Origin of the sequence: Roseovarius sp. SK2 (genome assembly GCF_028807495.1) — a bacterium.
Classification (GTDB): Bacteria; Pseudomonadota; Alphaproteobacteria; order Rhodobacterales; family Rhodobacteraceae; genus Roseovarius; species Roseovarius confluentis.
The window spans coordinates 124087-136654 of sequence record NZ_JARAMK010000002.1 but is presented as its reverse complement, the minus strand read 5'-3'; the positions used below and the strand labels follow the sequence as shown (position 1 = coordinate 136654).

General features: G+C 65.1%; 11 protein-coding genes. 9 read left to right on the top strand and 2 right to left on the bottom strand.

Annotated features, from left to right (window positions below; all coding sequences use genetic code 11):
- The first annotated feature begins 15 nt into the window (after positions 1-15).
- The 7 genes from PVV74_RS04930 (at position 16) to PVV74_RS04900 (ending at position 7830) form a co-directional block, all read left to right on the top strand.
- Positions 16-720: an HAD family hydrolase gene (locus PVV74_RS04930; protein WP_274592452.1), complete on the top strand. Its 705-nt coding sequence runs from the start codon at positions 16-18 to the stop codon at positions 718-720.
- Entirely contained in the window at positions 717-1607 is an 891-nt protein-coding gene (locus PVV74_RS04925; protein WP_103762364.1) for a DMT family transporter, read from the top strand. The genes PVV74_RS04930 and PVV74_RS04925 overlap by 4 nt, the downstream gene beginning before the upstream one ends.
- Before the next feature lie 89 nt (positions 1608-1696).
- Entirely contained in the window at positions 1697-3259 is a 1563-nt protein-coding gene (locus PVV74_RS04920; protein WP_274592451.1) for a trimethylamine methyltransferase family protein, read from the top strand.
- A 103-nt stretch (positions 3260-3362) separates the two neighbouring features.
- Entirely contained in the window at positions 3363-3956 is a 594-nt protein-coding gene (locus tag PVV74_RS04915; RefSeq protein WP_274592450.1) for a heme NO-binding domain-containing protein, read from the top strand.
- Complete coding sequence (locus PVV74_RS04910; RefSeq protein ID WP_274592449.1) at positions 3953-5002, top strand: diguanylate cyclase domain-containing protein; 1050 nt, start codon at positions 3953-3955, stop codon at positions 5000-5002. Before PVV74_RS04915 ends, PVV74_RS04910 begins: the two co-directional genes overlap by 4 nt.
- 79 nt (positions 5003-5081) lie before the next feature.
- Complete coding sequence (locus tag PVV74_RS04905) at positions 5082-6095, top strand: NAD-dependent epimerase/dehydratase family protein (RefSeq protein WP_274592448.1); 1014 nt, start codon at positions 5082-5084, stop codon at positions 6093-6095.
- 103 nt (positions 6096-6198) lie between these two features.
- A complete protein-coding gene (locus tag PVV74_RS04900; protein WP_425061822.1) occupies positions 6199-7830 on the top strand; it encodes a SulP family inorganic anion transporter in 1632 nt (543 codons plus the stop codon).
- Positions 7831-7988: 158 nt separating this feature from the next.
- On the opposite strand, the gene PVV74_RS04895 is transcribed toward PVV74_RS04900, so the two are convergent.
- On the bottom strand, positions 7989-8597 hold the full coding sequence (locus PVV74_RS04895) for a flavin reductase family protein (RefSeq protein ID WP_103762370.1): 609 nt from the start codon (positions 8595-8597) through the stop codon (positions 7989-7991).
- A 95-nt stretch (positions 8598-8692) separates the two neighbouring features.
- Here PVV74_RS04895 and PVV74_RS04890 point away from each other — a divergent pair, with 95 nt between their 5' ends.
- Both PVV74_RS04890 and PVV74_RS04885 read left to right on the top strand, forming a co-directional pair.
- A complete protein-coding gene (locus PVV74_RS04890) occupies positions 8693-9178 on the top strand; it encodes a GNAT family N-acetyltransferase (RefSeq protein ID WP_103762371.1) in 486 nt (161 codons plus the stop codon).
- A 31-nt stretch (positions 9179-9209) separates the two neighbouring features.
- Positions 9210-9998 (top strand): EcsC family protein, encoded by a 789-nt coding sequence (locus PVV74_RS04885; RefSeq protein WP_274592708.1) that lies wholly within the window; start codon positions 9210-9212, stop codon positions 9996-9998.
- Positions 9999-10043: 45 nt separating this feature from the next.
- Here the strand turns inward: PVV74_RS04885 and ptsP are convergent, their stop codons facing one another.
- Entirely contained in the window at positions 10044-12317 is a 2274-nt protein-coding gene (ptsP, locus tag PVV74_RS04880; RefSeq protein WP_274592447.1) for a phosphoenolpyruvate--protein phosphotransferase, read from the bottom strand.
- Between the last annotated feature and the right edge of the window lie 251 nt (positions 12318-12568).

Below are 12568 nucleotides of genomic sequence, written 5' to 3'. Positions count from 1 at the left end.
TTTAAGGACCATAAGGTGAACAAACCCGCAAGAAAGATTGATGGGCTGCTCTTTGACAAGGATGGTACGCTGTTCGATTTTCACACCACCTGGAGCACCTGGGCCGGGGGACTGATCGAAGATCTTGCCGACGGCGATGCGGCTGTCAGGGCCAGGCTGGCGGCGGAAATGCATTACGACCTTGGCGCCATGCGTTTCGCGCCGACAAGCCCGATCATCGCGGGCACCAACCGCGAGGCGGCGGAATGCGTGGCGCGGGCGCTGCCGGGGCGAGAGGTGGCCGAGCTGGAACTTTACCTGATGCAGACCTCGGCCACCGCGCCGCAGGCCGAAGCGGTGCCGCTTGCGCCATTCCTGTCTTCGCTGAAGGCAGAGGGCATCGCGCTGGGCGTCGCCACCAACGATACCGAGTATGGGGCCCGCGCCCATCTGGGCGAAGCCGAAGTCACCGGATTCTTCGATTTCATCGCCGGGTTCGATTCCGGCCACGGGGCCAAGCCGGACCCTGGGCCGTGCCTGGCGTTCGCCCGTGCAGCCGGTCTGGACCCCGCGCGCGTGGCGATGGTGGGTGACAGCACCCATGACCTGATTGCGGGGCGTGCGGCGGGGATGCAGACGATCGCGGTGCTGACCGGACCGGCATGCTCGGACGAATTGCGCCCCCATGCCGATGTGGTCCTGACTGATATCGGGCAAATCCCGACCTGGATGACAACGTGAGCGCAGGTTTGTCCCGGGGCATTCTTCTGGCGCTTTTCGGCACGCTGGTGCTGACGCCCGATGCGATGCTGATGCGGCTGTCGGGCATGGAAGGCTTCCAGATGACCGGATGGCGCGGGCTTTTCATGGGCACGATGATGGTGCTGGCCTGGGCCGGTATCAGCCGGGACAGGGCGGGCGATATCGCCCGGCTGATGAGCGGGCCGGGGCTGTTGATCGTGGCGGCGCAGGTGCTGAACTCGATGCTGTTCTGCCTTGGCATCGCCTCGGCCCCGGCGGCGATGGTGCTGATGGGCGTGGCCGCGGTGCCGGTCTTTTCCGCGCTGCTGAGCCGGGTGGTGACCGGCGAGTCGACATCGGCCCTGACCTGGGCGGCCATCGCGGCGGTGATGACGGGGATCGGCATTGCGGTTCTGGGCGGCGGGCATGGCGACGTGGCGCTGAACCGGGCTGCTGCGACGGGGGCGATCTTTGGCCTTGGCGTGGCGTTCGTGCTGGCGCTCAACTTCGTGACGGTGCGCGCAAGCCCCGAGTTGCCGATCCTGCTGGCCATCGGGGTCGGCGCGTGGATCGCGGGTGTGATCGGCTGGTCGCTGACCGGCGTGGAGGCGATGTTCGAGGGCCGGGTCTGGGCCATGGCGATCACCGGGGGCGTGGTGCTGCCCGTGTCGTTCTTCATGCTGTCGCTGGCGGCACGATACACGCTCGCGGCCAATGTCAGTCTGCTGATGTTGCTGGAAACGGTGCTGGGTCCGCTGTGGGTCTGGATCGGCGTGGGCGAGCGGCCGACAGTGGCGATGCTGGTCGGCGGTGTCATCGTGGTGGGCAGCCTCGCCATTTACCTGTCGATCCTGCGGCGGCGGTCGGCGCTGATCGTGCCGAGATAGTTCATCTGCGACAGGTTCTGTCGCAAAGCGGCAAACGAGCGGGCCCGCGCGGTGATTGCATGGAAGGCAGCCTTTCGAGGAGACTCACCATGGCAGAGACAGCCACACGCAGGAAACGCAGCGGCGGACGGGCCGGAAACGCGACGCGACGGGGTACGGCCGTCATCGAGCAAATGCCATGGAACCCGCCGATCAACATCGACCGGCCGGTCGAGCCGTTGACGGACGAGGGCATCCAGGCAATCCACGATGGCGCGATGCGCATCCTCGAAGAGATCGGGATCGAGTTTCTGAACCCCGAGGCGATCGAAATCCTGAGCGGCACGGGCGGTTGCGACATCAACGGCGAGAATGTGCGGATGAGCCGCGATTTCGTGATGGAGATGATCGGCAAGGCGCCGAGCGAGTTCACCATCACCCCGCGCAACCCGGATCACGCGATCACGATCGGGGGCCGGCACCTTAATTTCGGCAATGTCTCGTCGCCGCCCAGCTATTGGGATATGGGCATAGGCCGCAAGGTGACGGGCACGCGCGAAATGTGCGCCAACCTGCTGAAACTCAGCCAGTATTTCAACTGCATCCACTTTGTCGGCGGTTATCCGGTGGAGCCGCAGGACGTGCATGCCAGCGTGCGGCACCTGGATGTGCTCTATGACAAGCTGACACTGACCGACAAGGTCGCGCATGCCTATTGCCTGGGCCGCGAACGGGTCGAGGACGTGATGGAGATGGTGCGCATCGCCGGCGGCCTGACGGACGAAGAGTTCGAGGCCAGCCCGCACATGTATTCCAACATCAACTCCACATCGCCGCTGAAGCATGATTTCCCGATGCTGGACGGCTGGGTCCGGCTGGCGAAGCGGAACCAGGGGCTGGTGGTGACGCCCTTTACGCTGGCGGGCGCAATGGCGCCGGTGACGATGGCGGGCGCCGTGGCGCAATCGCTGGCCGAGGGGCTGTGCGCGATCGTGCTGGCGCAGGCGATCCGGCCCGGCGTGGGCTGCGCGATCGGCACGTTCACCAGCAATGTCGACATGAAATCGGGCGCGCCGGCGTTCGGGACGCCGGAATACATGCGCGCGACGCAGATGACGGGGCAACTGGCGCGGTTCTATGGCCTGCCAATGCGGGCCTCCGGCGTGTGTGCGGCAAACATCCCCGACGGACAGGCGGTGTGGGAAACCTCGAACAGCCTGTGGTCGGCGGTGCAGTCGGGGGCGCACATGGTCTATCACGCCGCCGGCTGGCTGGAAGGCGGGCTGATAGCCAGCCCCGAGAAATTCATCATGGACTGCGAGATATTGCAGCATATCCAGCGCTACATGGACCCGCAGGTGACGGCGACAGGGCCGGACGAGATTGCCGTGGAGGCGGTGCGCGAGGTGGGCAACCAGGGGCATTTCTTTGGTATTCAGCACACGCAGGACCGATACACGACCGCGTTCTATCAGCCATTCCTGAGCGATTGGCGCAATTTCGAGGCGTGGGAGGCGGCGGGCGGCGTGTGGACGCCACAGCGCGCGCACCAGGTGTTCCGGGACATCATCGCGAGCTTTGAGGCGCCGCCGATGGACGAGGGCATCCGCGAGGAACTGGCGGCCTTTGTCGCGCGGCGGAAGGAGGAAGGCGGCGCTCCGACCGATTTCTGAGCGCCGTGCAGACCCGGCCGGTCAATTTTTTAAAGACAAATTGAAACGTTCAAGGCTTCTTAATTCGGTTGTGCAAACGCTTGACCGAATTCGGGAGCACAGGATGCATGGGCTGATCAACCGGGCCATAGAATTGTTTTTGCGGGATACCTACGGGCATGAGGCTTGGGAAGAGATCGCGCGCCGGGCGGACCTTGCGCCGCCGGAATTCGAGGCGATGCTGGATTACCCGGACGCGCTGACCGGCGATGTACTGGTGCAGGCCGCGCAGCTTCTGGACAAGGCGGAGGCCGAGATCCTGGAGGATATCGGCACCTACCTGGTTTCGCACCCCACCGCCGCCGCGCTGCGACGGCTGTTGCGGTTCTCGGGCGCGGATTTCACCGATTTTCTGCATTCGCTGGACGACCTGCCGGCGCGGGCGCGGCTGGCGGCGCCGCAGCTGGACTTGCCGCCTGTTGCGCTGGTGGATCGTGGGCAACAGGTGTTCTCGGTCACGGTCGGGAAACGGGGGACGGCGGGTTTTGCCTTCGGTCACGTTTTGCTGGGGCTGTTGCGGGCCATGGCGGATGATTATGGCGCACTGGTTCTGCTGGAGCACAAGGGATGCCGCGATGGTGTCGAAACCATTGATGTTCAACTGTTGGAGGCGGCGTTTGCGACCGGGCGCAGTTTCGTGCTGGGCGACGCCGGATGAGGCCCGGTGCGATCGCGAGCCTCGGGGCGCTGCTGGACGTGCTGTGCCCGATGCATCTGATCGTGGATGCCATGGGGCGCATCACGCACGCGGGTCCGACGGCGAGGAAGGTTTTGAATGCCAAGGGTCTGATCGGGTGCGATTTCCTCGATCTGTTCGAGGTCAGGCGCCCGCGGCTGGAGCCGGGTGTGCCGGGGTTGCGCGCGGCGGCGGGGCGGCGGCTGCATTGCGTATTGCGCGGTCCTGTCGAGACCGAGCTGAAGGCTGTCGCGGTGCCGTTGCCCGAGGACCGGGCGCTGGGCCCGCCGGGTGGCGTTATCGTCGATTTGTCCTTTGGGATCGGCGTGATGGACGCCGTGGGCCGCCACGACCTGCGAAGCGCGGATTTTGCGGTGACGGACCTGGCGGTGGAAATGCTGTACCTGGTCGAGGCCAAGGCGGTGGTGACCGATGCCTGGCAGAAACTGAACCAGCGGCTTCAGGGCGCGAAGGTGGTGGCCGAGCAGGAGGCTCATACCGATACGCTGACAGGCCTGGGCAACCGCCGCGCACTGGAGCCCGCGATACGTCGGCTGACCGAAAGCGAAGAAGCGTTTACGCTGATGCATCTCGATCTCGATTTTTTCAAATCGGTGAATGACACCCTGGGCCACGCGGCCGGCGATCACGTGTTGCGGCGGGTCGCGCAGATCCTGCGCGAAGAAATCCGCAAGGGTGACACGGTGATCCGCGTGGGCGGCGATGAATTCGTCCTGATCCTGGTCGGGTGCACCTCGGAAGAGGAGCTGTCGCGCATTTCCGGGCGGCTGATAGAGCGGCTGGAAGAGCCGGTCGCCTTCAACGGTGAGGTTGCGCGGATATCCGGCAGCATCGGCACAACGCGCAGCGGCACCTATGCCACGCCGCGGCTGGCGGTCATGATGGACGATGCGGATCTTGCGCTTTATGCCGCAAAGCAGGCAGGCCGGGGGTGCCACAAGGCTTTCGCGCCCGCGCTGCGCAAGGCAGTGGAATCACGGCCCGGGGACGCGGTGACCCTTGTCTGAGACGCCCCGGGTCTTGTGCGGCCCGGCGGTGCCAGCTAACGAATGACCGGCGGAACGGGGCAGCGGGGACGACACGCGCATGACACGGGTTTTCATCACGGGAACGGCCGGTTTCATCGGATACCACCTGGCGCAGCTGCTGCTGGACGAGGGGATGGTCGTGCATGGCTTTGACGGCATGACCGATTATTACGACGTGTCGCTGAAGGCGCGGCGGCACCAGATGCTGTTGCAGTCACCCAATTTCACCGCGACCGAGGCGATGCTGGAAGATGTCGCGGCGCTGGACAGCGCCGTGGATGCCTGCGCACCGGATATCATCGTGCATCTGGCGGCGCAGGCGGGTGTGCGCTACAGCCTGGAAAACCCGCGCGCCTATATCGAGGCGAACGTGGTGGGCACCTTCAACGTGATGGAGGCGGCAAAACGTCACGAGATCCGGCACCTGCTGATGGCCTCGACCAGTTCGGTCTACGGGGCCGAGACCGACATGCCATATACCGAGACGCAGAAGGCCGACACGCCGATGACGATCTACGCCGCCACCAAGAAGGCGACCGAGGCGATGGGGCATTCCTATGCCCATTTGTGGAACCTGCCGACCACGATGTTTCGGTTTTTCACGGTCTACGGGCCTTGGGGTCGGCCGGACATGGCGCTTTACAAGTTCGTGGATGCGATCCTGGAGGGGCGGCCGATCGACGTCTACAACCACGGCGAGATGTACCGCGACTTTACCTATGTCACTGACCTGGTGCGCGGAATCCGCCTGTTGATGGACGCGCCCCCGGTGCGACCCGAAGGCCCAGAGGCGATTGCCGAGGGCGACAGCCTGTCGCCCGTGGCGCCCTATCGCGTGGTCAATATCGGAAATTCCAAGACGGTGCGCCTGACGGATTTCGTCGATGCCATCGAGGCGGCGCTGGGCATGACCGCCGAGCGCAACCTGATGGAGATACAAAAAGGCGACGTGCCGGCCACCTGGGCCGATGCCAGCCTGTTGCAAAGCCTGACGGGGTACAGCCCGGATACCGACGTGCGCGACGGGGTCCGCCAGTTCGTGGCCTGGTTCCGTGAATATTACGACAAGTAATTTCGCTACGTTCATGGCCGGGTTCTGAAATTGGCAATGGTCAATCGCGCGGGTTCGCGTTAGGGGGACGCTCGCGCAGAGACACCCAATCAGGATAGCCCCCGTGAAACGCACCTTGCTGGCCGACTGGGCCAAACGCTTCGATTTGTCCGAGTTGAGCCTGACGCCCGGAGAGAGGCTGAGCGTGTCACGGTTGCGGATCGAGCTGTTGGCCGGACTGACCGTTGCGCTGGCGCTGGTACCCGAGGCGGTGGCCTTTGCCTTTGTCGCGGGTGTGCATCCGCTGGTGGGGCTTTACGCGGCCTTCATCGTCGGCCTGATCACGGCTTTGATCGGCGGGCGACCCGGCATGATCAGCGGGGCGACGGGCGCGCTGGCCGTTGTCATGGTGTCGCTGGTGGCGCAGCACGGGGTGGAATACCTGTTTGCCACGGTGGTCCTGATGGGGATCTTGCAGATCACGGCGGGGGTGCTGCGCTGGGGCAAGTTCATCCGCCTTGTGCCGCACCCGGTGATGCTGGGCTTTGTCAACGGCCTCGCCATCGTGATTTTCCTGGCACAGTTGGGCCAGTTCAAGGTGCCCGGCACGATGGAAAACACGGGCCACGGCATGAGTGGGGGCGAATGGCTGTCGGGCGCGCCGCTATATACCATGCTGGCGCTGGTGGCGTTGACCATGGCGGTGGTCTGGCTGATGCCGCGGGTGACCAAGGCGATCCCGGCGCCGCTGGCCGGGATCGGGCTGGTGGCCGCGATCGTACTGATCTTCGGGCTGGACGTGCCGCGGGTGGGGGACCTTGCCTCGATCGAGGGCGGGTTGCCGGCCTTTCATATCCCGACCGTGCCGCTGACGCTTGAGACGTTCGAGATCATCCTGCCCTACGCGGTGATCCTGGCCGCGATCGGCCTGATCGAAAGCCTGCTGACGCTGAACCTGGTGGGCGAGATGACCAACCGGCGCGGTGGCGCCAGCCAGGAATGCATCGCGCAGGGCGTGGCCAACACCGTGACCGGCTTTTTCGGCGGGATGGGCGGCTGTGCCATGATCGGGCAGTCGATCATCAACGTGAAATCGGGTGGGCGGACACGCATCGCGGGGATTTGCGCGGCGGTGTTCCTGCTGATCTTCATCCTGTTCGCCGCGCCGCTGATCGAACAGATTCCGCTGGCCGCGCTGGTGGGCGTGATGTTCATGGTGGTGATCGGGACCTTTGCGTGGAACTCGCTGCGGATCCTGCGCAAGGTGCCTCTTTCGGACGCGCTTGTGATCGTGCTGGTGACGGTGGTGACGGTGCAATACGACCTGGCCATCGCCGTCGTCGTGGGCGTGATCGTGTCGGCGCTGACCTATGCGTGGAACAACGCCAAGCGCATTCACGCCATCACCGGCAAGGAGATGGACGGCACCAAGGTATATCGTGTGCAGGGCCCGCTGTTTTTCGGTTCGGCCAGTGGTTTCGTGGAACTGTTCGACCTTGAGAACGACCCAGACAAGGTGATCGTGGACTTTGCCGAGAGCCGGGTCGTGGACCAGTCGGCGCTACAGGCCATCGAGGCGGTGGCGGGCAAGTACCTGGCTGCGGGCAAGCGGTTGCAGCTGCGGCACCTGACACGGGATTGCCACCGCATGCTGAAAAAGGCCGGGCACCTGATGGTCGATAGTGATGACGACCCCGATTACGGGCTGGCCGTGGATTACGATGTGAAGACCGGGGTTCTTGGCGGGGGGCATTGAGGATCTGCCGGTCCGGGGCGCGTGGGTTTTCACCCACCCTACGCAATGTCGAATCCCGGACTTGATCCGGGATCCCTTTGTCATCGAGGTCCCGGGTCAGGCCCGGGACGGGGTCGTGTCCTTGATTTGAGCGCGGATGCGACGCGCGGCCGGTCCCTTTAGCTTTCGCCCGGACGCGCGATGGCGAATTTCTCGCGCACCACCGTGTAATCCTTGTAGCCCATCCGGGCCAGCGGGTTGAAGCTGAGCACGTCGAAGATGCCGTCCTTCAGGCAATCGTCACGCATGTAGACGCCTGTGACCTCGCCGAACACCACCTTGTTGGCCTTGCCGGGCAGGTCGACGATCTGCGTCAGTTTGCATTCAAGCGCGGCGGGGGCGGCGGCCACGCGCGAGCATGCTATGGTTTCGCAGGCCGCCCGCTCGATGGCGGCGTCGGTGAACTCGTCGGTCTCCATCGGCCAGGGGCCCGAGGTCTGGTTCATCGCGTCGCGCAGGGCATATTCCACGATGTTCACGCAAAAGACGCCGGTGTCGCGGATATTGGCGACGCTGTCCTTGGTGTCGCCCCGGTCGGGCTTGGCGGAAGTCGAGGAGAACATCACCTGCGGCGGCACGTAGGCCACGGCGTTGAAGAAGGAATAGGGCGCGAGGTTTTCCGAGCCGTCGCTGCCGCGGGTGGAGATCCAGCCGATGGGGCGGGGCGCGACGATGGCATTGAACGGGTTGTGCGGCAGGCCGTGGCCGTCTTCGGGGCGGTAGAACATGGGCGTCCTTCGGGGCTGTTTGCGATTGCGTTTGGACATAGGCCTAACCGCGTGCTAGGCGACGATCCACCTGTTTTTCGAAGGATAAAGCGCCTGTGTACAACCTGCGCCAAGAGACACGCGAGGATTGGTGGGAGGTCGAGGCGCTTTACGACCTGTGCTTCGCGCCGGGGCGCGAGGCGCTGTCGTCCTACCGTCTGCGCGAGGGCGTGGCGCCGGTGGCGGCGCTGTGCCTGGTGGCGCGGGATGCGGATGGCATCCTGGCCGGGGCGATCCGGGTCTGGCCGGTGCGGATCGGCACGGCGCGGGCCTTGCTGGTGGGGCCCATCGCGGTGCACCCGACACGGCAGGGCGAGGGGCTGGGCGGGTACCTCATTCGCGAGGCGTTGCGGATCGGGCACGAGGCCGGCTGGGACCGGGCGATGCTGGTGGGTGATGCGCCCTATTACGAGCGGTTCGGTTTCAGTCGGCTGGACAAGGTGAAGATGCCGCCGCCGACCAATCCCGAGCGGGTGCTTGGCATGGAATTGATCCCCGGTGCATGGGAGGGGATTGTCGGCAAAGTCACGCGTGCCGCTTGAAAAAGCGGGCGCGGTGACCGATCTTTTCACCATGGTCAAGAAAACCTATTCCGAGATCCTGCCGGCGGCGATAGATGCGACCGCGGTGGAGGCGCGCCTGAAGGCGCTGGCCGAGCGGCACCGGCGGGCCGGAAACGTCGGCATCCAGGTTCTGAACATGGTCGGCGGACAGGCCGAGGGGCTGTTGTCTCGCCTGCCGGTGCCGGTGCGATCGCGGCTGGACGACAGCACCGAACGGGCGCTGCGGATGGCGATGGAGACCGCGCACCGTTCGCGTGGCTATTTTCCGGACAGTCCCGGCTGGCTGAGCCGCGCGATGACAACGGCGATGGGCGCGGCGGGCGGCGCGGGCGGGCTGCCCACGGCGCTGGCAGAACTGCCCGTCACGACCACGGTGCTGTTGCGCGCGATCCAGGATGTGGCCGCGGAATACGGCTTCGACCCGGACGAGCCGGGCGTGCAATATGACTGTATCAAGGTCTTTGCCGCGGCGGGGCCGCTGGACCATGACGATGGCAGCGATCTGGCGTTTCTCAGCACGCGGGTTGCGGTGACCGGCAAGGCGGTCCAGGCGCTTGTGGCAAAGGTCGCGCCAAGGCTGGCCACGGTGCTGGGCCAGAAGCTGGCCGCACAAACGGTGCCCGTGCTGGGTGCCGCGGCGGGGGCGGTGACAAATTATGCGTTCACCAGCTATTACCAGCAGATGGCCCATGTGCATTTCGGGCTGCGCCGATTGGCGATAGAGGCCGACCGCGATCATGCAGAGCTGCTGGAAGACTTTCGCGATTTGGTGGAGCTTCCGAGCGTCAAGCGTGCCTGAGGATCGGGGCCGGGCCCGTGAAAATTCGTACGAATTTTCTGAGCCTCAGAGCTTGCCCTTGAGATAATCCATCACCGCCGGGCGCACGGATTGGTCGCCCGCGTTGCGCACGCCGTCGATCACCGCGTAAAGCTCGCCCAGGTCGATGCGACGCAGGATGGATTTTACCGGCCCGATGGAGGCCGGGCGCATCGACAGGCTGCGCAGGCCGATGGCCGCCAGGCAGGCGGCCTCGACCGGGCGGCCGGCATCCTCGCCGCAGAAGCTGAGCGGGGTGTCGTGCGCCTCGCAGCGTTTCACGATGGATTCGATGAAGCTGAGGAAGCTGACGTTGAGTGTGTCATAGCGCCGCCGTACCAATTCGTTCTCGCGGTCGGCGGCGAAGAAGAACTGCTTGAGATCGTTGCCGCCGATCGAGAGGAAATCGACTTCCCGGTAGAAAGAATCGGGTGCAAAGGCCAGCGATGGCGTTTCCAGCATCGCGCCCACCTCGATCTCGGAGGGCAGGGGATGGCCGAGGATACGCTCGCGTTCCAACGCCTTGTTCATCTCGGCATTGGCGGCAGAAAACTCCTCGCGCTGGGCGACGAAAGGGAACATGACCGACAGCGGTCGGCCCTTGGCGGCGCGCACGAGCGCCTGAAGCTGCATGCGCATCACGCCGGGCTTGTCGAGCGCCACGCGCACCGCACGCCAGCCGAGCGCGGGGTTGGGCTCGTCCACCACCTTCATGTAGGGCAGCACCTTGTCCGAGCCGATGTCGAGCGTGCGGAAGCAGACGCGCTTGCCTTTGGCGGCGTCTATGACGTGGGCATAGAGCTCGCTCAGTTCCGACCGGCGGGGCATGTGGGCGCGCACGAGGAACTGAAGCTCGGTACGGAAAAGGCCCACGCCCTCGGCGCCGGAGCCTTCGAGGCTGGGCAGGTCGGCCATGAGGCCGGCGTTCATGTGCAGCGCCAGCCGGGTGCCGCAGAGTGTTTCCGCCGGCTTGTCGCGGATCGAGGCGTAGCGTTCCTGGGCCTGCGCCTGCATCGCCATCTTGTCGCGGAAGGCGGTGACGACGTTGTCGTCTGGGCGCAGGTGCACGATGCCCTGGTCGCCGTCGACCATGACGAAGTCACCGTTCAGCGCCTCGTTGGTGATGCGGCTGGCGTGGATCACAAGCGGGATGGCGAGCGCACGGGCCACGATGGCGGCGTGCGATCCGACGGAGCCTTCCTCGAGCACGATACCGCGCAGACGGCGGCCATAGTCCAGCAATTCGCCGGGGCCGATATTGCGGGCAATCAGGATCGGGTCGTCTGGCATTTCCGCGCCGGTTTCCGCGCCCTGGCCGGTGAGGATTCGCAAGAGACGGTTGCTGAGGTCGTCCAGGTCGTGGAGCCGGTCGCGCAAATACGGATCGGTGACCTGGGTCATCCGGGCGCGGGTGGTGGATTGTTCCTTTTCCACCGCGGCCTCGGCCGAGAGGCCACGTGCGATGTCCTCCTCCATCCGATTCATCCAGCCCTTGGAATTGGCGAACATGCGGTAGGCTTCGAGCACCTGAAGCTGTTCCTTGTCGCCGGTGGCCGCTGTGCTGAGCATGCGGTCGACACCGACGCGCAGGGCGTCCACGGCTTCTTCGAGGCGCTCCAACTCGCGGGTGGGGTCCTCGGCGATCGGGTTAGTGACCACGACGCGGGGTTCGTGCAGCCAGACATGGCCTTGGGCCGCGCCTTCCTGGACGATGCCGCCGCGGAACAGCACCGGCTGTTGGTGACGGGCCGACATGGCCGCGCCCTCGCCGACGAAGGCGCCCAGTTCGGCCATCTCGGCGATGACCATTGCGACGACCTCGACGGCATAAAGCTCTTCGTCGGAGTATTCGCGGGACTGCTTGGACTGCACGACCAGTACGCCCAAGGTTTCGCCCAGCCGCTGGATCGGCACGCCCATGAACGAGCAATAGGCCTCTTCCCCGGTCTCGGGCATGTAGCGAAAGCCGCGTGCGCCGGGCGCGTCGTCGGTGTTGACGACATTGCCGGTGCGGGCCACGCGGCCCACGAGACCTTCCCCGAGCTTCATCCGGGTCTGGTGCACGGCGTCGCGGTTGAGACCCTCGGTGGCGCACAGCTCGAGCGTCTGCTCGTCGCGGAAAAGGTAGATCGAGCAGACCTCGGTGCGCATTTCCTCGGCGATAAGCGTGGTGATCGCGTCCAGCCGGGCCTGTCCGGCGGCGTCCTCGGCCATGAGCGCGCGCAGGCGCGAGAGCATCTGGCGGCTGTCCGTCTCGATCTGATCGCCGGAAGGTGTCATGGCGTTCGGAAGCCTTTCCATGGGGCCGTTCTGGCCGGGAGCCGGGACGTTTAAATCACAGGTTGCGGGTATTGTGAAATGGCAATGTCACCCGGTGGCGCGCGGGGCGGTAAAGCCCGGGCAAGTGCCCGGATATCGTGATTGTTTTGCCAGCTCGTCTTGGTTAAGCGCTTGGAACGAACCTTCGTTCGCCAGACAGGCAAGGTCCCTATGCCGATACCATTGCCGCGACGCGGATCGCCGCAGCACTATGTTTTCGCAGGCATTTATTT

Coding starts and splice junctions, on each gene's coding strand:
- PVV74_RS04885 (WP_274592708.1), top strand. CDS start 9,210: ATGGTCAAGAAAACCTATTCCGAGATCCTGCCGGCGGCGATAGATGCG.
- ptsP (WP_274592447.1), bottom strand. CDS start 12,317: ATGGAAAGGCTTCCGAACGCCATGACACCTTCCGGCGATCAGATCGAG.
- PVV74_RS04920 (WP_274592451.1), top strand. CDS start 1,697: ATGGCAGAGACAGCCACACGCAGGAAACGCAGCGGCGGACGGGCCGGA.
- PVV74_RS04910 (WP_274592449.1), top strand. CDS start 3,953: ATGAGGCCCGGTGCGATCGCGAGCCTCGGGGCGCTGCTGGACGTGCTG.
- PVV74_RS04905 (WP_274592448.1), top strand. CDS start 5,082: ATGACACGGGTTTTCATCACGGGAACGGCCGGTTTCATCGGATACCAC.
- PVV74_RS04915 (WP_274592450.1), top strand. CDS start 3,363: ATGCATGGGCTGATCAACCGGGCCATAGAATTGTTTTTGCGGGATACC.
- PVV74_RS04895 (WP_103762370.1), bottom strand. CDS start 8,597: ATGTTCTACCGCCCCGAAGACGGCCACGGCCTGCCGCACAACCCGTTC.